At 70.1% G+C, this 20610-nt stretch carries 19 protein-coding genes; 12 read left to right on the forward strand and 7 right to left on the reverse strand.

What is annotated here, in order from left to right:
- Nucleotides 1–84: 84 nt before the first annotated feature.
- From ABT118_RS23145 to ABT118_RS23180, 8 genes are all read left to right on the forward strand, one after another.
- Nucleotides 85–558 carry a hypothetical protein gene (locus tag ABT118_RS23145; protein ID WP_350672059.1) on the forward strand — a complete coding sequence of 158 codons (474 nt, stop codon included), beginning with the start codon at nt 85–87 and terminating at the stop codon, nt 556–558.
- Between the two features lie 45 nt (nt 559–603).
- On the forward strand, nt 604–801 hold the full coding sequence (locus tag ABT118_RS23150) for a hypothetical protein (protein ID WP_350672061.1): 198 nt from the start codon (nt 604–606) through the stop codon (nt 799–801).
- Nucleotides 802–860: 59 nt separating this feature from the next.
- Nucleotides 861–1661, forward strand: coding sequence for a hypothetical protein (locus ABT118_RS23155; protein ID WP_350672062.1), 801 nt, complete (start codon nt 861–863; stop codon nt 1659–1661).
- Nucleotides 1648–2256, forward strand: coding sequence for a Fic family protein (locus ABT118_RS23160; RefSeq protein WP_350672064.1), 609 nt, complete (start codon nt 1648–1650; stop codon nt 2254–2256). The genes ABT118_RS23155 and ABT118_RS23160 overlap by 14 nt, the downstream gene beginning before the upstream one ends.
- A 238-nt stretch (nt 2257–2494) precedes the next feature.
- The gene (locus ABT118_RS23165; RefSeq protein WP_350672065.1) at nt 2495–3391 is read left to right on the forward strand and encodes a polysaccharide deacetylase family protein; all 897 of its coding nucleotides are present in this window, start codon (nt 2495–2497) and stop codon (nt 3389–3391) included.
- An 83-nt stretch (nt 3392–3474) separates the two neighbouring features.
- Complete coding sequence (locus tag ABT118_RS23170; protein ID WP_350672067.1) at nt 3475–3735, forward strand: hypothetical protein; 261 nt, start codon at nt 3475–3477, stop codon at nt 3733–3735.
- A 336-nt stretch (nt 3736–4071) separates the two neighbouring features.
- A complete protein-coding gene (locus tag ABT118_RS23175) occupies nt 4072–5529 on the forward strand; it encodes an NB-ARC domain-containing protein (RefSeq protein WP_350672069.1) in 1458 nt (485 codons plus the stop codon).
- 78 nt (nt 5530–5607) lie between these two features.
- Nucleotides 5608–6897 (forward strand): MFS transporter, encoded by a 1290-nt coding sequence (locus tag ABT118_RS23180; protein WP_350672070.1) that lies wholly within the window; start codon nt 5608–5610, stop codon nt 6895–6897.
- 114 nt (nt 6898–7011) lie between these two features.
- Here the strand turns inward: ABT118_RS23180 and ABT118_RS23185 are convergent, their stop codons facing one another.
- Both ABT118_RS23185 and ABT118_RS23190 read right to left on the reverse strand, forming a co-directional pair.
- On the reverse strand, nt 7012–7839 hold the full coding sequence (locus ABT118_RS23185; protein ID WP_350672072.1) for an isocitrate lyase/PEP mutase family protein: 828 nt from the start codon (nt 7837–7839) through the stop codon (nt 7012–7014).
- Between the two features lie 50 nt (nt 7840–7889).
- Nucleotides 7890–9479, reverse strand: coding sequence for a peptide ABC transporter substrate-binding protein (locus ABT118_RS23190; protein ID WP_350672075.1), 1590 nt, complete (start codon nt 9477–9479; stop codon nt 7890–7892).
- A gap of 478 nt (nt 9480–9957) precedes the next feature.
- Here ABT118_RS23190 and ABT118_RS23195 point away from each other — a divergent pair, with 478 nt between their 5' ends.
- The 4 genes from ABT118_RS23195 (at nt 9958) to ABT118_RS23210 (ending at nt 13903) form a co-directional block, all read left to right on the forward strand.
- Complete coding sequence (locus tag ABT118_RS23195) at nt 9958–10731, forward strand: acyl-CoA dehydrogenase family protein (RefSeq protein WP_350672077.1); 774 nt, start codon at nt 9958–9960, stop codon at nt 10729–10731.
- Nucleotides 10732–11055: 324 nt separating this feature from the next.
- Nucleotides 11056–11934 carry a CPBP family intramembrane glutamic endopeptidase gene (locus tag ABT118_RS23200; RefSeq protein ID WP_350672078.1) on the forward strand — a complete coding sequence of 293 codons (879 nt, stop codon included), beginning with the start codon at nt 11056–11058 and terminating at the stop codon, nt 11932–11934.
- Nucleotides 11935–11960: 26 nt separating this feature from the next.
- A complete protein-coding gene (locus ABT118_RS23205) occupies nt 11961–13199 on the forward strand; it encodes a sensor histidine kinase (protein WP_350672080.1) in 1239 nt (412 codons plus the stop codon).
- Nucleotides 13200–13204: 5 nt separating this feature from the next.
- Nucleotides 13205–13903, forward strand: coding sequence for a response regulator (locus ABT118_RS23210; RefSeq protein WP_350672082.1), 699 nt, complete (start codon nt 13205–13207; stop codon nt 13901–13903).
- A gap of 773 nt (nt 13904–14676) precedes the next feature.
- On the opposite strand, the gene ABT118_RS23215 is transcribed toward ABT118_RS23210, so the two are convergent.
- The 5 genes from ABT118_RS23215 to ABT118_RS23235 all read right to left on the reverse strand — a co-directional run bounded on the left by ABT118_RS23215 (nt 14677) and on the right by ABT118_RS23235 (nt 20609).
- Entirely contained in the window at nt 14677–15186 is a 510-nt protein-coding gene (locus ABT118_RS23215; protein ID WP_350672184.1) for a hypothetical protein, read from the reverse strand.
- Between the two features lie 95 nt (nt 15187–15281).
- The gene (locus ABT118_RS23220) at nt 15282–16172 is read right to left on the reverse strand and encodes a UbiA family prenyltransferase (RefSeq protein ID WP_350672085.1); all 891 of its coding nucleotides are present in this window, start codon (nt 16170–16172) and stop codon (nt 15282–15284) included.
- Entirely contained in the window at nt 16169–17467 is a 1299-nt protein-coding gene (locus ABT118_RS23225; RefSeq protein ID WP_350672089.1) for a cytochrome P450, read from the reverse strand. Before ABT118_RS23225 ends, ABT118_RS23220 begins: the two co-directional genes overlap by 4 nt.
- Nucleotides 17464–17859 (reverse strand): nuclear transport factor 2 family protein, encoded by a 396-nt coding sequence (locus tag ABT118_RS23230; protein ID WP_350672091.1) that lies wholly within the window; start codon nt 17857–17859, stop codon nt 17464–17466. The genes ABT118_RS23225 and ABT118_RS23230 overlap by 4 nt, the downstream gene beginning before the upstream one ends.
- Nucleotides 17856–20609: a PEP/pyruvate-binding domain-containing protein gene (locus ABT118_RS23235; protein ID WP_350672093.1), complete on the reverse strand. Its 2754-nt coding sequence runs from the start codon at nt 20607–20609 to the stop codon at nt 17856–17858. The genes ABT118_RS23230 and ABT118_RS23235 overlap by 4 nt, the downstream gene beginning before the upstream one ends.
- Between the last annotated feature and the right edge of the window lies 1 nt (nt 20610).

A 20610-nucleotide genomic window follows, 5' to 3' on the forward strand; every position in this document is an offset into this window, starting at 1 on the left:
TGGTTCGATGAGTGCTCAGCCGCCACGGTTGAGCAGGCTCCAAACCTCGGCAGCCGAAAGGAATCGGTGATCTTGGGAAACGCAGTGTCAGCTGACGATCCGGGCTGGGAACCGGACGAGCATGTGCGGTTTGCCCGCTACCGCAGGGCGTTCGACAAGGTGTCTGCCGAGGACGCGGCCGCCCTCGTCACCCGTGTACTCACCGACCCCGATGTGGCGATGGCGAACAGCGCCGTGTGTGAGTACCTCGACCGGCGCGCCGCCGAACTGCTCACGGACCCCGGCTATCCGTCCTGGTGCCTGGAGCTGACCGGTCCCGTGGCGGTGGACGACTTCTCCGCCCGGCGCCTGCGCGAGTGGACTCTGCTGCGGGCGATGACCTTGGACGAGCCATGGGATGCCGAGACTCTGCTCGCGGCCTCCAACTGGCTCCAGCTCCGCTGTGCGGAGGAGTCGACGGCCACGACCGCTCTGGCGACACTGGCCGAGGACGGACGCACCCGGCGCATCCGCAACATTGCCAAGTCCCGCCTGTCGGACCTCTGTCGCCGACGCTAGCCCGAAGCGGATCACTTCCATTGCCGTGATCCCTTGGCGGACCGCGTGCTGATCTTCGCGCAGGGCGGTGGCGATCCCGGCGAGAGGCGGCAAGCCGCTGTCGAAGCGTTCAACGGCTTCTCGAACCTGGTGCACTTCGGCCGGATCGGCACGGTGGCGGCGAAGGCCCCCGACGCCTACGACGCCTGCCCGGACGTCGACTTCAGCGTGCTCGGCGACGACGACAAGGCGGCAGCGGCATGACGGACCGGCAGACGTGGGCCGAAAACCGTTCGCGGTCCCGGGGCATTCGGCCGAGACTGATGGTCGATCACATCGGACCGGAAGAGTGGCCAGCCCTGACGTACAACCGTGACACCCTGCCCTTCCCCGACAACCTCGTGCCCCGCATCACCTACGAGGGCATTCGGGACTGGGACGAGTTCGACCCCGCCCGCCACCCGTTCGTCTGGGACGAGGACGAGGAGGAGTACCTCCGCTCGCTGGTCCGCGAGTGGGTGCCACCCGTGCTCTCCGGTCTGGCCGGCGGGTGGCAGGGCGAAAGCTGGTGCGAGAGCCAGGTGGACGCGGTCCTTCGGGAGCGGTACGGCGCCTGGGCCTGGGGATGGAACTGGTCCTATATCGACGGCGGGCCGATCGGTAGCTGGGTCAGCCGGTCGAGCTCGGTGACGACCCCCGACGAGACCGCAGAACGTGTCGTGGCCGCGCTGTTGGAGTGGCGGGCGTGGTTGGAGCGGACGGCCCGGCACTTTGCCGAACTGGCGCCGCCGCCGGACGCCTCACCCGAGGACCGCAGTTGGCACCTGGAGCGGGCGTGCGTCCGGCTCGTGACCCGCACGGTGGACTCGGGCGCGGAGAACGGCTGGCGCGGCCAGACCTCGATCGTCCTGAGCTGGTTCCTCACCAGCACCGGCATGGACCGGGCCAACGCCGAGCAGGCGGTGGAGCGGGCGATCGGTGGCCGCTTCAAGAGCTGGGTCGTCCCGGAACGGCCGCTGATCGAATCCGTCTGCGAGGACCTGGCCGTCGGCGTCACCGGCCACACCCCGTACCAGGAGCATCGAGCGCGGGCGGCGCTGGAGGAGCTCCATGACCGCTACTGACAGCCTCTCGGTCTGGCTGCGCGTGCGCCGCGAAGTCGACTGGCAGTGTGCACCGGCTCTGCAGCGGATCCCGCCCACCCGCGACGGGTTCCGGTCCTGGTGCGAGGGTCCGGTACGTCTGCGCGACCCGATCCGTGCCGAACGCCTGCTCGCCGCACACGCCTTGGCCCGCGCAGATGCCGCACGCCGGCGCCCACTGAACTTCGCCCTGCTGGCCGGTTGGCAGCGCGAAGTCCTCGCCGCGACAGAGGCACCGTTCCGCACGGGCGACGCCTACGCGAAGGCCGGCCGCGAGCGCTATGGTCTGACCCCTCACACCCAGGCCGACTTCGACTCCTGCCTGCGCGAGGCGACCGACCCGGACCTCCCGCCGGCGGCACGCGCGGCCCGCGCCTACCTCGACGTGGCGTTCTTCCACCCCTTCACCGATGGCAACGCCCGCGCCGCACTGTTGACCTCGGTCCATGTCCTGGCGCGGGAGGACATCGTCCTTCCTGAGGTCGGCCCCCTCCAGACCACCCGCTACGCGGACGATCCGGCCGGCGCCGCCGACCTTGCCGTTCTCATCGGGGTGCTCAACCGCCGCCGGCACTGAAGCGTTCGGATTGGCGCCCGCCTCCTGATCGACGTCGGCGTACGAGCCCCGGCCGGCCCAAGCTGTCAGCTGAGCCGTGGTTCCGCCAGCGGCACCACACGGTCGGACTCGACATCGACGCCGTCCTGGCCCCGCAGCACTCGCAAGTTCGTTGATGTTCAAGGGAATTGACGGCGGTGTCGCCCCAGCGCGGTCAAATTCCGGTGCGTGATGTCCGGCTGGGTCTCAGACTGCGGACATGGACGAAACCACCAATCCCGCGGCCGTCGCGCCTGCGCAGCAGTCGAGTCAGCTACTGGGGTACCCACCTGGTGCGCGGCTGCTGATCGTCAACTGCGATGACTTCGGGATGTATCCGGCGATCAACGCGGCGGTGATCGAGTCGATCGAGGAGGGCATCGCAAGTTCGTGCAGCCTGATGGTCCCGTGCCCCGCAGCGCCCCAGGCCTTGGAGATGCTCAGCCGCCGCCCTCGGATCCCGTTCGGAATCCACCTCACCCTGGTGTGCGAGCTGCCCGGCATCCCGTGGGGGCCGCTGACCGCCAGGGAACGGGTTCCCTCACTGCTGGACCCTTCAGGCGAGTTGTTCTCACCGACGCCCGCCGGCCGAGCGGCCCTGCTCGGCCAGGCTCGGCTCGATGAGATCGAACTTGAGTTCCGCGCCCAGATCAACGCCGTCGCCGACGCCGGCCTCGCGCCGACCCATCTGGACTTCCACTGTCTGGCCGACGGCGGCCGCGACGACATCCTCGACCTGACCGTCATGCTGGCCGCGGAGTACGGCCTCGCGGTCCGGGTCTGGCTCGAACCCGGGCGCCGGACGATGCGCGAACGCGGGCTGCCGGTCACCGACAACGACTTCTTGGACAGCTTCTCCCTGGGCATCGAAGGGAAGGCTGCACGATACGTTCGGATGCTGCGTGACCTGCCTGCGGGACTCAACGAATGGGCAGTGCACCCCAGTCTGGGCAACGAGGAGTCGCAGGCCGTCGACGATGGCTGGCCCGTGCGCCGGACAGACTACGAGTTCCTGACTTCGCCGCAGGCCCGTGCAGTTCTCCAGCAGGAGGACATCACCGTCATCGACTACCGAACGATCCAGCAAGTCTGGTCCGGAGGCACGAGCTTCGAATGAACGGTCCGGCCCATCACGCCCCCACGGCAGTCGCGTCTGGCGCAGCGTCAAGGCTCTGCTGGACACCGAGCGCCTACGTCAGAGTGGGCAAGGTCGGCGTCCCGTACGGGCTGCGCAGCGAACCGTCCAGGGGCTGCGGCCACTTCAGCCCCCATGTGTCCTGCCTTCCCGACCTGGAGGCGTACCTCGCCGACCTTCTCCGCAGCCGTGAGCGCCTGGCGGCCGTGATCAACGCTGACGCCTGGGCGAAAGCCAGGGCGATGCCCTCCGACGAGGAGATCCGCCGCGTCCGCCGCCTGATCGGCCGGGTGAGAGGCTCCGTCAACGAGCTCTCCGAGCAATAGCGCACCGAGATCGAGCAGGCCACCAACCAGACCAATCATCAACCACTAGGCCAAACCGGTTAAGAACACCTAATTCGTGATAGACCCGCCTCAGGCTGATGGCAATACCGAGATGACGCTCTGTGACCCAGCCCACACCTTCTATAATCCTATCGAGTTAGTGGGAGATCCACTATGGTGGAGACGTTTGAAAGTTGTTCAAAGTGGCTCCACGGGGGTGGGCCCATGCGCGTCGCAAACCCGTACGAAAGTATGCCGGCCGGAGATTCGACGCGAATGCCTGCACACTCCAGACCGTCCCCGTGCGCCGCGCTGCGATGTGACATGAGGAGAGTCGTGGCCAGGCCTGAACGTCTGATCGACCCCGATTCCGGGCCACTGGCGGAGTTCGCCAATGATCTGCGAGCTCTGCGAGAAAGCTCCGGAAAGCCGAGCTACCGGGATCTTGCCAAGATCGCGCTCTTCGCCCCGTCGGTCCTCTCCAGCGCCGCGAGCGGCCATCGTCTTCCGACACTGCCGGTGACACTGGCGTTCGTCGCGGCGTGCGGTGGCGATCAACAGGAGTGGGAACACCGTTGGCGCTGGCTCGCCCGGCATCTGGGCGTCCACGAGATGGACGCCGCACCGGCCGGGCAGCATTCCAGCGCGACCGGCAAGCGCGGGCGAAGGTCCGTTCCCACCGTGACGCGCCTGCCGCGGCCGACGCAGATCCCCCGGGGTCTCACCACGTTCGTCGGCCGGGAGTCGACCACGGCCGAAGCGATAAGCCGTATGCGGCTCGACGCCGACCACCGACTTCCGCTGCTGATCACCGGTCCGGTCGGTATCGGCAAGACCGCACTCGCGCTGCGCCTGGCCGCCATGGTGTCGAACGACTACCCGGACGGCCAGCTCTTCGCGAACCTGAACTGTACGGATCCCGGGACAGGTGCCCAACACGTCGCAACCGGCTTTCTCCACGCGCTGGGCCTGCCGCCGGAGTTGGTCCCCGCGGACCCGACCCAGCAGATCAATCTTTATCGCTCGATGCTTGCGGAACGCCGGCTGCTCGTACTGCTCGACGGGGTCAAGGACGAGGAGCAGATCCGCCCGCTGATCGGCGCGTCGGGACAGAGCCTGACCCTCGTCACCAGCCGGGCCCGGCTGCTCGGACTCGACGACACGCATCGCGTTGAGCTCTGTGCCCTCAGCAACGAGGCGTCGGTCACCCTCCTCGGCCGGATCGCCGGGGCGGCGCGGATGCGGGCCGAGGGCGATGCCGTGTCCGCCATCGCCGACGCCTGCGGCAACTCCCCGCTGGCGCTCAACCTGCTCGGCCGCCGGCTCGCGGCGCGGCCTGAGCAAACCATCCGCTCGGTCGCCGACCAGCTGGGCCGCCCCGACCTGGCGTTGGAGTTGATCGCTGTCGGCGATGTCAAGCTCCGCGACCGGTTCGCCGCCGCCTACCGACGGTTGCCGGAGCATACCCGCTCGGCTCTGCTCTTATTGACCCACGACCTGTCCGACGGAACCACGGCGGCCGCCGCCGCCTCGGTCTTGAACATGCCGCAGGCAACGGCCGAAACCAGGCTGGAGTCGAGCGTCGACGCGGGCCTGCTCTGGCGGTCCGCGACGACCGGACGTTACTACTCACCGCGGCTGGTCGGGGCGTTTCTCCGGGAGATGCTCGACGTCGAGCGCCGCAGTGCGCGCGCGCTGGAGGTGCCGCGGCGACGCGTGCTGCGCTCGGTCCCGCGATCCGGACCGGTCCCCCACGAGCCTGCCCTCAGCGGCTTCTGGTACGAGTGCGGATGAGGCGCCCCGGCCACGGAATTGATTGTTCCGGCATCGGCGTTCTGGCGGTCAACTACCGCCTCTGCTGGGATCGTGCCCATGGCGAGCATCACAACAAACTCTGATAAACGTCCGGATTCGCCGAGCATTCTCGCGAGTTTCCGAGCTACCCCGGTCCCGGTCAGATACCTGCTCGGGGGCATATTGGTCAACCAGGCCGGTGCCTTCGCGCAGAGCTTTCTGCTGCTCTATCTGACCGTGAACCGTTTCTCGGTCGGTCAAGCCGGCATCGCGCTCGCCGTCTACAGCGCGGGAGCCGTGTTGGGCACCCTGGCCGGTGGGGAGGTGACGCACCGAGCGGGTCCGCGGAACACGATCATCGGTGCCATGACCGTCTCGGCGGTTCTGATCTCGATAGTCCCCTGGCTGGCCACGCCGGCGCTCTACGGGGTGCTGCTGGTCGTCGTCGGACTGACCGGTCTCGCCACCCAGGCCTATCGTCCGGCGTCGTCGGTGCTGCTGGCGGAGCTGATGCCGGCCGAGAACCGGGTGATGGGCTTCGCCATGCAGCGCACGGCGATCAGCGCCGGCTCGGCACTCGGCCCGCTGATCGCGGCCGCGCTGGTGCTGGTCGACTGGGACCTGTTGTTCTGGGTGGACGGCCTGACGGCCCTGGCGTACGCCGGCCTGGCTTTGATCTTCTTCCCGGCCGGCACCTCGACCAGGGCTCAGGAGCGGACGAACGTCCCCACCCGGAGCGCCTATCTCGCTCTTCTGCGGGACGGCCGGTTCCTGCTCTTCCTGCTCTCGATGCTGCTCGGCGCCTTGATCTACGCCCAGTACTACGTCGCCCTGCCGCTGCAGATCACCGCCGACGGATATCCCACCGCGGTTTACAGCGCCGTTCTGGTGGTCTCGTCGCTGACGCTCATCCTGTGCGAACTGAAGGTGACCTCGTACACCCAGAACCGTCCGGCCCACCGGGTCAGCGCGTTCGGTCAGGCGGTCTTCGGCATCGGGCTGATCGGGTACGCGCTGGCCACACTGAACGTGACCGTTCTTTTCATCGCCACGCTCCTGGTCGCGTTCGGGGCGATGTTCAGCGGACCGATGATGTTCTCGTACCCGGCGACCTTCCCGGACACGGTGAAGGCCCGCTACATCGCCGCGCATCAGGCGTCGTTCGGGCTCGGACTGGCACTGGGCCCGGTCTTCGGCGTCGCGGTCTGGGAGGCGTTGCACCGCGGGGTGTGGTGGGTCTGCGGCCTGCTGGGCTTGGTCTCGGCGGTCCTCGCCCTGGTCTCGATGGCGCCGCGGGCAGACGCCGCGCCGCAAGAGGATCCCGAGCCGCGGGAAGATGCCGCCCCGCAGGAGGACGCCGTGCCCTGACGAGGCGGTGAGCGGCCGTACGGAATGAACCGGACGAGCGCGCCAGGTGGCCGGAGCCGGCACACCTGGCGCGCTCGCGCGTGGATCGAGTATCACGAGCACGGCGACGCGCCCTCAGCGCGTGAACGCTCCATTGATCGTACCGAAGTCGATCGTGTCGGCGGTGTCGCCGTAGCCGCCGACGCCGAGCAGCGCGACCGCCGCCCTCCGCGTGCTCTCCAACGCGATCTGGGTGAGCAAGGGACCGACGCTGACCCGGGCGACGCCCAACTCGCCCAGACGCCGGACCGAGGGGGCACCCGGGCCCGCCATGATGTTCAACGGGCCGTCCACGGCGCCGACCAGCGCCTCGATCGTCGGCTCGTCGACGACACCGGGGACGAACAGGCTGTCGGCACCGGCGGCGCGATAGATCGCAAGCCGCTCCAACGTGGCGTCGAGGCGCGTACCTTCCGGACCGACCTGACGGAGGTAGGTGTCGGTGCGCGCGTTGACCACGAGGTCACCGCCGGCGGCGGCGGCCGCCGCCCGAGCCGCTCGGATCCGCTCGGCATGCACCTTCGGATCGAGCAACGGCGCGCCGTCGACACCCGGTGAATCCTCCAGGTTGATACCGGCGACACCCAGCTCGACCAGCGAGCGAACGATCGCCGCGATGTCGTCGGGGGTGCCGTCGCCGTAACCGCTCTCGATGTCCGCGCTGACCGGGACATCGACCACGGCGACGATACGGCCGATTGCCGCCAGAGCGTCCGGACGGGCCAGTTCCTGGCCGTCTCCGTGACCGAGCGCCCAGGAGACGCCAGCGCTCGTGGTGGCGATTGCGGGCGCCCCGGCCAGTTCGATGATCCGTGCACTGGCCGCGTCCCACGCGTTCGGAAGAACCAGAGGGCGCCGGTCGTGCAGGGCGCGGAGTTGCTGGGCTCGCGTTGCCTGAGTCAATGAGATCTCCGATCGGTCTCCGAGGGGTCGATGTACGGATGACGGGTCGGTCACCGCGGGTCCGCGGCGACTCGGACGCTGAACAGGTCCAGTTCGCGAAACGCGGTCGGGCGTACGTCGCGCAGCCGGGTCGACCAGGCCGAAACGGTGCTCTGATACCACAGCGGAACGGCCGGCATGTCGGCGAGGATCAGCTCCTCGGCCTGCCGGTAGAGCTGCCAGCCGGCCTGTTGGGAGGGCGCGGCGTCGGCCTTCGCCAGCAGGTCGTCCACCTCGGGGTTGGAATAGCCACCGTGGTTCTCGGAGCCGCCGGTGCGATAAATCGGGTTGAGGAAGTTCTCGATCGAGGGGTAGTCCGCGATCCACCCCGACCGGTAGATCGCCGTCACCGAACGGTCGGCGATCCGCTGCCGGAACTCCGCCAGCGTCGGTACGCCGACGAACCGGCACTCACGGCCGAGAGTCCTGCTCACGTGAGCACACAGTTCCGTGTACGGCAGGATGGAGGACTCGGTGTTCGACGTCAGCTCGATCACGCCGTCGAAGCCGGACTCGTCGAAGAGCTGCTTCGCCCGGACCGGCTGATAGGTGCACAGCTCGTGGGGCCCCGTGTCGCGTCGCCCCTGGATGCCGGGCGGCACGAGCCCGTCCGCCGGTTCCAGCTGCCCGAAGAACACCTTGGCGATCAACGCCTCGCGGTCGATCGCCAGGGAGATGGCCTGGCGCACCCGAGGGTCGGCGTACCGGCCGTCATGCAACGGGAAGGTGAACGTCTGGATGCCGAACCAGGTCCGGTTGCGCGCCCGGCCCGGCAGCTCCTCGAGGTAACGGTTGTCTTCCATCGCGGAGTACGGCGCGACCTCGGTGAAGTCGAGCCGGTCGGCGATGACGTCCGCGTATGCGGCGTCGGTGCTGGTGTAGAAGCGGAATTCGACGCCGCCGATGTGTGGCTTCGTCGCCCCGCCGTATTCCCGGTAGCGCCGGACCCTGACGTTCTGGCCGGGCTCGGCGGAGACGAACTCGAACGGACCGTTGCCGATCGGGTGAGCCGCAAAACTCCCGGGATCGGCGAAGAAACTCTCCGGTAGCGGGAAGAACGCGGCCGCCCCGAGCTGTACGGGGAACTCGGAGAACGGCGCGGAAAGAGTGACGACGAACTCCCGGTCGCTCACCAGCCGCAGGCCCGACAGCTCGGTCGCCGGCGGGTCGGTGCCGTCGTCGGGATGAACCGCGGCGTAGCCGTCGATGTGCGCGAGGAAGGGGGCACCGTGCAGACCGTTCGGGCCATAGGCGGTGTGGTTCCAGGCGCGGACGAAACTGGCGGCGGTGACCGGGGTGCCGTCGTGAAACGTCCAACCCGGCTTCAACGTGATCGTGTAGACCCGGGAATCGGTGGTGCTGATCCTTTCGGCGACCGCATTGTTCGGCGCCCCGGTCTCGGGATCGTATTCGACCAGCCCGCGAAAGAGCGCGCCGACGATCTTCACGCCGCCGGACTCGGTGGTGTGCCCGGGAACGAGGGCATTCGCAGGTTCGGTGCCGTGATAGCTGATGAACGCTTCAGTGTCGATCTCGGCATCGCTCCCGTCTTCGCGCCGCTCCGCAGCGAGGACATCTTGATGCGGTGGATACGTCTGCACGTTGCGCTCCGTGATCGTTCAGGAATGAGTCCGCAGTCGGATATGCGCACCAGTCAAGCCAGCCCGCCGGTTGATCGACAGTCCCGATCGCCCCGAACAATTAATCGGCTTGGTTCCTCCGATCGGCCTCGACCGCCCGTTCGCCGAGGCCTGCCAGGGTGCGGCGGCCATGACGTTCTCCGAGCCGCGCGCCCCGCGAGCGCCCGTTGGTTGTCCTCTCCGGACCGTTCTTTCAGTCACCCGCCTCAATGGTTTGAATGGGAACGGCACTACGAGAAGCGAGGGGGATCAATCGCATGCCAGTCGATCACATCCGGCCGGGACCCGAGCACACCACCGCGCCTGCGGAAGCAGACAGCGCTCCGATCGGCGCCGCGTCCGCCGCAGCCGAGATCCTGGCCCGCGCCCGGGCCGCGGCGCCGCTGTTGCGCGAACTCGGGCCGACATCGAGCGCGAGCGGCGCCTGCCCGTCGAGGCGGTGGAGCTCCTGCGCGACACTGGGGTCTTCCGGGTGGGCTTCGCGCGCAGCCGGGGCGGCCCCGAACTCAACTCCATCGAGCAGACCGAGGTCATCGAGGCACTGTCCTACGGCGACGCCGCCGCGGGTTGGTGCGCGATGATCGGGTCGGACTCCGGGCTGTACGCGCAGTTCCTCGACGAGCCGGTGGCCAAGGAGATGTTCACCAGCCTCGACATGGTGACCGCCGGGCTGCTCTTTCCGGTCGGGCGCGCCGACCGCGTCTCAGGCGGCTACCGCCTCACCGGCCGCTGGCCGTTCGGCAGCGGCATCACGCACGCCGACTGGGTGATCTCCGGCGCGTTCGTCCATCTCGACGGGCAGCCCGAGCCGGGCGCGAACGGCGAACCGCACGACTCCAAGCTGTTCATCGTGCCCCGCACCGACGTCGAGGTGATCGATACCTGGCACACCACCGGGCTGGCCGGCAGCGGCAGCTGCGACTACGCGATCAGCGACCTCATGCCGCCCATCGGGGTGGGCGTCAACCTGGCCATGCTCGACGGCCACGACCTCGCCCTCGCCACCCACCCCACCGTCGCCGAGGCCGTCCGCGCCTACGAGAACACCATGCTGCCGCGATCCAACGCCCTGGCCGAAGCCCTCGTCGACAGCGCCGACTTTCTCCTGAAGGCCGAAGAGCAGCCCGACGGGCACGACGAAGCCCGCGCCCCGCAGAAGAAGCTCAAAGCACAGGAGCGACAGCCGCAGGAACCCCCGCACAGCACCACCTGACGGGGTCGCACCGCACCCATGTTCCGCCGACGAATGGCTCCGGGAGCCCCCCTCTGTGCACACCTGGAGGCGTTCGTCGGCCGCGTACCGGTTTCCCGACGCCCCGTAGTTGGTGTAGACGTTCCTTTGCCCGCAGGCCGTCTTCACGGCTGTCCGCCCGTACGCGTCCGCCCTTCCGGCTGTCGCACAGCGCGAAACGGGGCCCCTGCGCATCCCCCGTCAGAGCTACCCGCACTGTCCCGGCACGGGTGATCCCCGGGAAGCCGCGGATTTCTACCGTGGTCCTCGGATCACCGCACGGTGCCCTTGCGACAGGAGACCACCATGGACGCCACGTCCGACACGCAGCACGAACCCGGCGCCGCCCCGGACCGGAGTCCGGACGAACGCGGTGGGCGGCTGGTCCGGATCGTGCGCTCACCGCTCGGCTGGCTGCTGACGGGCGTGGTCGGCGTCGGCCTGGTCTCCGCGCTGACGGCGACGGGCCCCGGGCCGGTGCCGGCGCTGGGCGCGGTCGCGGCGGTGGCCGTGTACTGGTGGGTGACGCACCGTCTGGCCGGGCGCGACGTCCCGGAGATCGCCCGCCGGGGTGCCGTACGGGAGGCGCTGTTCGGTGGCGGGATCGGCCTGGGGTTCATCCTCGTCCCCGTCCTACTGCTCACTGTTTTCGGGGGCTACTCGTTCTCGTGGGCCGGGCACGGTTTCCTCGGCATCCTGTGGACGACCGTGATGGTGCAGATCGGCGGGTCGGTCACCGAGGAGCTGCTCTTCCGCGGTCTCGCCCTGCAGGCGCTGGAGCAGCTGTGGGGCAGCCGGGCCGCGGTCGTGATCACCTCGCTGTTCTTCGGGATCGCGCATCTCGGTGCTGCGGAGGCCACGTTGTGGAGCGCGTTGGCGATCGCGGTGGAGGCGGGGGTCCTGCTGGGAGCGGCGTTCCTGTGGCGTCGTAGCATCTGGTTCGTCGCCGGGGTGCACTTCGCCTGGAACGCAGCCGAACAGCTGCTCGGCATCCCGGTCTCCGGCCACACCCCGGAAGGCTGGTTCACCCTGGATGTCCATGGCCCCGCTCTCCTGACCGGCGGTGGTTTCGGCCTGGAGGCATCGATCCTGTCCGTCCTGGTCGGCGCGGCCATCGCGGTCTGGATGCTGCGCCGGGCCCGCTCCAGCGGCGGAGTCACGACCCGCACCCGTCGCGGCCGCTGAGAGCGGCCGAACCTCCAGGAGACGAAGTGGCGACCCTTCAGACATTGGTCAGGATCCCGCTGTTGCGGGTGCCGTACACCTGGTGGCGGCGACAGGACGCCTCCGTCCAGGACACCGTCCTCGCGCTGGCACTCACCGTGTCGGCCTTCGTGTCGAACTTCGCCCACATCGGCGGACAGATCGGCGACCTGCCCCAGCAGCCGCGCAATGCACTGAGCCTGATCCTGGTCCTGGTTCTCGTCCTGGCTCAGGGCCTGCCGCCGGCATTCCGCCGCCGATGGCCGGCCGGCACACTGGCCGTCGTCGCCGTCGCGTTCGCCACCCATCAGGCACTGGCCTTCCCCACCTCCTTCGCCAGCCTGGGCCTGTACCTGGCCCTGTACTCCGCGGGCGCGCACCAGGTCCGCCTCCGCCGCGAGTTGGCCCTCGGGCTGAGCGCGGGCTACGTCGTGCTGGCCCTCGTCCTCAATGCTCTCGGCTCACCCCAGGGGTTCCTGGGCTATCTCGCGTTCTATCTGTTCCTGGCCGCGTTCTGGCTGGTAGGGAGGACCGTGCGCAAGCACCGGACACAAGAGGCAGAACGACAGCGCCTCACCGCCGAAGTGGCCACCGCCACCGAAAGGGCCCGGATCGCCCGCGAACTGCACGACGTGGTCACCCACCACGTCACCGCCATGGTCATCCAGGCCGACGCGGCACAGTTCCTCATCGACTCCGCCCCCGAACGGGCCGGCGAGTCACTGACGCACGTCAGCGACACCGGCCGCCGCGCCCTGACCGACCTGCGCTACCTCCTCGGCGTCCTGGAGGCGACCGGAGAGACCGCCTCCGCGCACCTGGCAGGGAAGGAGGACCGTTCACCCACCCTGGGAGAGGTCGGTGACCTGGTCGAGCAGACCCGTAGATCAGGCCAGCCGATCGAGTTCACCGAGCGGGGCGAGCGCCGGGAGCAGAGCGTGGAGGTCGAGCTCGCCGCCTACCGGGTCGTGCAGGAAGCACTCACCAACGCGGTCAAGTACGCGGCCGGACAGCCGACTTACGTCCAGCTGCGGCACATCGAGGAACACACCGAGATCAGCGTGACCACCGATGGACCCGCCCAAACGCCGACGACCGAAGAGCCGCATCGGCAGGGTGGCGGGCGCGGTCTGGGCGGCCTGCACGCACGCGTGATGATGCTGGACGGCCACTTCGAGGCCGGGCCCCGCCCCGGAGGCGGGTTCGAGGTCCGGGCCACCCTTCCCTTCCAGCCCCGGCAGGCGTGAACCCCGTGAGCACCGCACCCGACCCGATCCGCGTCCTCGTCTGCGACGACCAGGCCCTCGTCCGCACGGGCTACGTCACGATCCTCTCCGCACAACCCGACCTGGAGGTCGTCGGCGAAGCCGTCAACGGACACGAGGCCGTCGCGGCCTCACGGCGGCTGCACCCCGACGTGGTCGTGATGGACATCCGCATGCCCCTCCTCGACGGCATCCAGGCCACCCGCCAACTCGCCGGCCCCGACATCAAGGACACCAACCCGCCGAAGATCCTGGTCGTCACCACCTTCAACGTCGACGCCTACGTCTACGATGCCCTGCGCGCCGGAGCCAGCGGCTTCCTCCTCAAAGACGCACCCCCCACCGAACTGGTCAACGCCATCCGCACCGTCGCCCGCGGCGAAGCCCTCCTCGCACCCGCCGTCACCCGCCACCTCATCGGCCACTACGCCGGACACCTACGCCCCGCCGCCAACGCCCACCCGGCCAAGGACGACGTCGTGACTGCGCTGACCCCCCGCGAACTCGAAGTGCTCCAGCACATCGCCGAAGGCCTCTCCAACACAGAGATCGCCACCGCCATGTACATCACCCCCGAGACGGTCAAGACCTACGTATCGCGCGTCCTCGCGAAGCTCGGCCTGCGCGACCGCGTCCAGGCCGTCGTCCTCGCCCACCGCACAGGACTCGCCCAGGGCACGACGTGACCGGGGCAGCCATGGCAGACCGATCCCAAGCGCATGGACGAGGAAGGGCACGACCAAAAGGTCCGCTCGGACCGCCCCGCAAGATCCCAGGAAATCGACAGCCTCACGGGCAATTCTGCGCCAGCTGGGAGGCAGCAGCGAGGGTGGTGCCATTGCCTCCCGTTCAGGCCAGTGCAGGCCGGGCCGCCCCAGGTGACGAGTGACGGAGTCGACCTGGCTGCCGCAGATCCCACGGGTTGCTCCTGTGATCGGCGTGGCGAGTGCTGCAAGGTCTGGCGACGGTGCGGAGCAGGTCGACTGCGGCGGCGGGGCGGCCGGCGCGCTGCATAGTGATCGCGAGGGCCCGGGCCGCCTCTCCGGTGATCACGGGATCGCCGCTGGCGAGAGCGAGGTAGCGGGCCGCAGTGAAGTCCGCGCGTGCTTTCCGCAGGCGCGAGCGGAGCGCCGCGAGGTCGAGTGCCGGTGCCGGTGCCGGTGCCGCCGAAGGCCGGAACAGGGCTGCCTCCTGAGCGGCGCCCGGGTCATCCGGCGGGCGGGCAGCGATCGGTTCGGCGCTCGCCGGACCGGCGATCAGTGCGGCGCTGAGCCCGACGGCCCCGCCGAGTAGCTTCCTTCGTCACACCGCGTCCTCCTGTCGCCGCCTGGCGTCGCGCTCCACAGCCGGCTCGCCCCCCCCGCATGTGCAAGGAGGGCGCGCCGCACCGGTGTTGCCACGCCGCGGTCTGCCGGGTCGAGCCCCAACGCGTCGGCGAGAGCCACACCGCGTCAGCCGGTCACGGGCAGGACGGACCGTCAAGTACGGACACCAGGGCCTCCAGGATCCCGACAAACTCTGCGGTCGGGATCATTGCTACGAAGACCTCCCCCGCGTCCTCGGGATGTCTGGGCAGGTGCTCCTTACGCAAGAACTGCACGGTGAGGACCGAACGGTCCCCGGCGCCGAAAAGGTACGCCGTCACGTTGTCGGTCGTGGGCCCCCAGTCCAGGGCCCGGAACCGGCTGCGGAACTCGTGGTCGGCTTCGGTCTCGTCGTCGGCCCCGGCGCTGAGCGTGAGACGCCGGTGGGTGGCCTCCGGGGACAAGCCGTCGAACGGCAGCGCAGAGCCTCCGTCGGAACGCAGCCGTCCGGCCGTCTCCAGCACGGCGCGGCGGAACTGCCCGACGAACGCCGTATTGTCGTCACAGGTCAGCCACTTCCCTGCGGCCCACAGGTCCACCCGGCACAGCGCGTGGTCCCGAACTCCGACCTCGACTGCGAACGTGTGCCTGTCTCCCAGAATCATGGTCACACCCGGGACCATCGCAGGCCCCGCCCCTCACCCACAAGCAAATACCCTGCGAAGATCACCGACAGCATCCAGAACCCGTGCCAGAGCAACTACTCGTGACTGAAGCCGCTCAGGCCGAGGGCGAAGTAGCAGGTGTAGGTCAGCAGCACGTAGAGGCCCGGAAGGATGGGCGACCAGCGGGGGTTCGCCTTCTGCCGGAACTTCAGGGCGGCCAGGGCGGGCAGGGCCAGCGGGAGCAGCGCCAGCGGTACCAGTGCCGGTGTGGGCCGCGCTCCGACGGCCAGCAGCACAGCGGCGAGCACCGGCGCGACCAGGGCGATCGCCACCGTGCCGGGGAGGCCGAAGATGGCGACGTAGCTGCGCTCGCCGGGGCGGAGGCGGCGAGTGATCTTCTTCGCCAGCTCCAGATGGACCGCGGTGAGCACGAGGATCACCACGGCGAGTGCTCCGTACCGGCTCGGGTGGAGCGAGGTGGTGTCCAGGTAGCGGGTGTAGAGGTAGAGGTGCAGCAGCAGGGGCGCCGGGTAGCTGACCGCCAAGCTGAGCAGGAGCCGGTCCCCGGAGGGCCAGTGCAGCCAGTGGTAGACGGAGAGCACGAGCGCGCAGTAGGCGAGCTGCCCGGCGAGGACGGCCAGGGCGACGGGGCTGCCGGCGTTGAGTGCCAGCACCAGGGCGGAGCCCACCGCGCACAGCACCAGCAGGTCGCGGACGCTCACCGCGCCGCTCGCCAGCGGCCGTTCCGGGTTGTGGCGGCGGTCGTAGTCGAGGTCACGGATGTCGTCCGCGGCGCGCATCATCAGCAGCATGACGGTGAGTGTCACGGCGGCGTTGAGGGTGCTGAGGCCGGGTCGCCAGGGCGGGTCGTGCGGCTGGACCGCGGCGAACAGCCCGGTGACGCCGTAGGCCCAGGCCCAGGCGAACGAGACGGAGCGGACCGGGGGGTAGCTGCCGGCCACGTAGCGGGCCCAACGACGGATCATGCCGCATCCCCCGTCGTCCGCCACCGCACCGGAAGCGTCCACACTCCGCGCATGAACATCCTGGTGCGCCAGTCGAGTTCGGTCTCGTCCACGGCGATCTCGAGCCGGTCGAGCCGGCGCAGGATCGCGGCCAGGCCCTCCTGGAGCTCCACCCGGGCGTGGGCGACGCCGAGGCACAGGTGTCGGCCGTGCCCGAAGCCGAGGTGGGGGTTGGGCGTGCGGTCGGGGCGGAACTCGTCGGGGTCGGTGAACGCGTGCTCGTCCCGGTTCGCCGCGTCGGTGAGCGGGATGACGACCTGTCCGGCCTCGATCACCGTGCCGGCCAGCTCCACCGGTTCGAGCGTCACGTGCGGCTGGCCGCCGGTGCCGGCGAACCACACCCAGCGCAGCAACTCCTCGACCACGGTGGGGATTCGGGACGGGTCACGGCGGAGCGAGTCGGCCAGGCCCGGCGTGCGCAGCACCTGCAGCACGCACATCGCCAGGTGGGAGGCGGTGGTCTCGCCGCCCGCCATCAGCAGGCCGAAGCCGAAGACGACGATCTCCTCGTCGCTGAGCCGGCCCTCCTCGGGCGCGGTCAGCAGTGAGGTCAGCAGGTCGTCGCCGGGCGCACCGGTCTCGATCGCCCGCCGCCGCTGCGCCACCTGCTCGAAGAAGTAGGCGTACATCGCCTCGTGGGCGGCCTCGACCTCGTCGGCCGCGAACCGGCCGGCGGACATCATGACGGTCACCCGTGGCAGCAGTCCGTCGAGGTCCGCGACCGGGACACCGAGCAGGTCGCAGATCACCCGGTAGGGGAAGGGAGTGGTGAACTCCGCTATCAGGTCGGCCGGTTGGCCGAGGGATTCGAGTCGGTCGAGCAGTTCCTCGGCGATCTCGACGATGCGGGGCCGGTCCTGCTCCCCCCGGCGATGGGTGAACCGGGACTGGACCGCGCTGCGGCGCCGCGTGTGGGTGGGCGCGTCGCTGGTGACCAGCGCGAGCGAGGTCGACTTGCGGGCGAACAGGGTGCCGTTGACCCAGGCCTCCCGGCTGAACCGCGGATCGGCCAGCACCGTCTTCACGTCGGCGTGCCGGGTGACCAGCAGCGCCCTGCGGCCGCCGGCCATCTGCACCGGCACCAGCGGCTCGTCGCGGAAGCGGTCCAGGTACCCGGGGTCCAGGCTGATGCCCGGCCGGTCGGCGAGCGGGAAGCGCGGGCATTCGGCGGCCGGGCTGCCGCTCCCAGAAGCGGGAGCAGCAGGGACGGCAACGGGGCAGCGCCCGGTCTCGTCGGTCACGCGAACGTCGGTCACGCGAACCATCCTTCGGCGGGCTCGCGCGCGGTGTCGGGAGCGCTGTGCCAGTACTCGTGCAGGCTCGCGCACCGCCCGTCCTCGGCGAAGCGCAGGGCGAGGCAGCCGGCGGCGGTGCGGGGCGTGCCGGTGGCGGGGTCGTGCAGGATGCACCACCACTCGACGAAGGCACGGTCACCGGACGCGAGCGGGGTGCCGAACCAGACCACCGGGTCCTTCTGGTTCGACAGCGTCGTGGTCCAGTGCTCGGCGATCGCCCGTCGCCCGACCCGGGCCTCGCCGTAGGGGCCCTGGTGGTACGAGGCGTCCTCGGTGAACAGCTCGGCGATCGCGTGCGGATCGCGGCCCTTCCAGCGCTCCTCGATCAGGTCGATCCACTGGTGCACGTTCATGTCATCTCCTTGTGGGGGTACGGGATTTCCGCGGGCACGGCTGCGCCGCCCGCAACACTTGCAATCTCGGTCTCGGAGAGCAGGCGCACCGTTCCGGCGTCGCCGTCCAGCTCCACCCAGGCGCCGTCCGGGATGGCCGTGAGGGCCCCGGGTACGGCGACCACGGTCGGGATTCCCAGCAGTCGGCCGCTGATGGCCGTGTGCGAGATCAGGCTGCCGCGCTCGACCACGATGCCCTTGGCCGCCATCATCAGCGCCAGCCAGCCCGGATCGGTCTCCTTGGCGACCAGGATGCGGTCCGTGCAGGACTCCGGCGGGACCGAGGCGTCCCGCACGATCTTGGCGCGGGCGCGCACCCGGCCGCTGCTGGACGCCAGGCCGCGCAGCACACCGTCCCCGGTCGGGTCCGCAGCGAGGACGGTGTCCTGACGCGACGTCAGCGCGACGGGCACCGGAAGCTCGGCCGGGACGGTGAAGTACGCGGGCGGCTCGGCCTTCCCGGCGGACCGCTCCAGCTCCGCCCGGCGGCGGCGCACGACGGCGCGGAGGTCGGTCTCGGTCAGGGTGCCGTCGAACGCGCCCAGGACCTCCTCCACCTGCAGGTGCACCAGGTCGGCAACCTGGTCCAGCATCCCGGCGGCGACCAGCCGGTCGCCCAGCCGCCACAGCACGTCCCGGGAGATGCCGTACAGCTGGCTGCGGCAGAACCGGGTGTCCTCGCGCGCCTTGACCGAGAACCGCAAGGACGCCAGCGCGGCGCCCAGCGCCGCCCGGAGCAGCGGGTTGGGGCACGCCTCGCGCAGCGCCTGCCGCGCCGTGGTCCTGGTGCGCGCCTCGTCGGCCAGGTTGGCCTCGACGGTCAGGCCCTGGGTGATGAACGGCCGCAGGGTGGGCAGGATCATCCACGGTTCCTGCCGGGGCGTGAGCGCCTCCAGCTTCAGGTCGTGCAGCGCACGGTCGCCGTAGGCCGCCAGGTGCTGTCCGAAGGCGGCCGCGACGTCGGCGCCGTACCGGCCGGCCGTGATCTCGGCCCAGACCTCCCGTTCCGGCCGCTCCAGCACGGCCTCGCGCAACTCCGGTCGGGCACCGGCCAGTTCGGCCAGTGCGATGGCCGAGCGGACCGAGGCGAGCGTGCGGTTGGGCTTGCCACCGGCCAGCAGGCGCGGCAGCAGCGCGGTGCCGTCGGGGACCCAGCGCTTCAGCAGCGCGCTCGTGCAGGCGAGGGCGGCCAGCGCGAAGTAGGTCGTCACCATCGTGGTGCCCCAGCGCTGCTCGGCCTCGGCCCACATGTGCCGGTAACGGGCGATCAGTTCGTCGGCCGAGCAGTGCTCCAGTGCGGCGGAGTCGGCCGCCAGGGCGTCCCACCAGCGCAGGAAGCTGCGCAGCCGCCGGGGCTGCTGCGCGTACATCCAGGCCAGCCGCGGCAGGGCGGGCAGCACGTCCGCCCACGGCCTGCGGTGTTCCGGGTGGGGTGTGCCGGTCCGCTCGGTCAGCCCGAGCGAGCGTTCCCACAGCGGCCGCATCAGCACGAAGCCGGGGACCTGTCCGTGCAGCGCGTACCAGGCGTCCAGCCGGTAGAACACCCGGCCGTCCAGGTAGCCGATCATGCGGCTGAGGTGGTGCCGGTTCCGGCGCAGCGAGCGGCCGCTGACGCCGAACCGCCGGTAGAAGTCGGTGAATCCGATCCGGTAGAAGACCCGGGCCTGGGAGTAGGTCAGGGCGCTGGTCAGACCGGGGAAGCTCTCAGTGAGGTTGTGGTTGGTCCACGGCGTCTGCGGGCCGTCCCGTAGGCGACCGACCTCCTGCGCGCCGGCCACCACCACCGGTCTGGACTGCACCAGGTGGATCCGGCCGTCGGCGGTGATGACGCCCTCGACGTCCTGCGGCCCGCCGAAGAGCTGTTCCGCCTCGGCGGCGAGGGCGCAGATCCGGTGCACCTCCGGGTCCGTGAGCACCGGTGCGTCGGCGAGTTCGGCGGGCACCGGGAGCGTGACCGGTCCGTCGCCGGGCCGGGCGGGGTCGAGACCGACCATCATGGTCTTGGCGACGGTGTCGGCCTCGATCGTGCCGGTCGGACCGTCGACGAAGAAGTGGTCGATGTCCGCCTTCTCCTGCACGATGCCTTCGCCGATCCCGTGCGCAGCGGCGATCACCCTCCGGTCGGCACCGGTGCGCGGGTCGCGGGTGAACACCACGAACGACCGCACGCCCGGCACCATCCGCTGCACCCCGACCGCCACCCGGGCCGTGGTCGGATCGCTGCCCCGGCGCACCCGGTAGAGCACCGCCTCGGGGTTGTACGCGGAGGCCCAGCAGTCGACGATCCGGGCCAGCACGGCGTCGCGGCCCACGTACAGGAAGCTGTCGGACAGACCGGCGAACGGGTCGCCGGCGCCGTCCTCCCCGGTGCCGTCCGCTGCCGCCGCCACGCACGCCCGGACGGCCACCAGGCCGTCGCTGTCCGCCAGTTGGTCGAACTCGGACAGTACTCGTTCGGCCAGCCCGGCCGGCAGGCCGGCGGCGCGGATCCGTCCGCGTGCCGCCGCCGCCCAGTCGAGCAGCTCCCCGCTGCTCGCCCCGGCGCCCGGAAAGGCGGCGGCGGTTCGCTCGGAGGCCGGGAACGCCTCCGCGCTCACGCAGAAGAACCCGGGTACGGGCAGCCCGGCCCCGCTCATCACGTACTGCCGGGCGAACTTGTGTCCCACCGCGGCCGGATCGCCCAGGGCGGGTCCGTTCAGAACGGCCTCCACG

This window comes from Kitasatospora sp. NPDC002040, assembly GCF_040296785.1.
GTDB lineage: Bacteria > Actinomycetota > Actinomycetes > Streptomycetales > Streptomycetaceae > Kitasatospora.

What these genes read in the sequence shown, in the direction of transcription:
- ABT118_RS23155 (WP_350672062.1), top strand. Translation starts at nt 861, where the DNA reads ATGGTCGATCACATCGGACCGGAAGAGTGGCCAGCCCTGACGTACAAC.
- ABT118_RS23160 (WP_350672064.1), top strand. Translation starts at nt 1,648, where the DNA reads ATGACCGCTACTGACAGCCTCTCGGTCTGGCTGCGCGTGCGCCGCGAA.
- ABT118_RS23165 (WP_350672065.1), top strand. Translation starts at nt 2,495, where the DNA reads ATGGACGAAACCACCAATCCCGCGGCCGTCGCGCCTGCGCAGCAGTCG.
- ABT118_RS23180 (WP_350672070.1), top strand. Translation starts at nt 5,608, where the DNA reads ATGGCGAGCATCACAACAAACTCTGATAAACGTCCGGATTCGCCGAGC.
- ABT118_RS23200 (WP_350672078.1), top strand. Translation starts at nt 11,056, where the DNA reads ATGGACGCCACGTCCGACACGCAGCACGAACCCGGCGCCGCCCCGGAC.
- ABT118_RS23215 (WP_350672184.1), bottom strand. Translation starts at nt 15,186, where the DNA reads ATGATTCTGGGAGACAGGCACACGTTCGCAGTCGAGGTCGGAGTTCGG.
- ABT118_RS23220 (WP_350672085.1), bottom strand. Translation starts at nt 16,172, where the DNA reads ATGATCCGTCGTTGGGCCCGCTACGTGGCCGGCAGCTACCCCCCGGTC.
- ABT118_RS23230 (WP_350672091.1), bottom strand. Translation starts at nt 17,859, where the DNA reads ATGAACGTGCACCAGTGGATCGACCTGATCGAGGAGCGCTGGAAGGGC.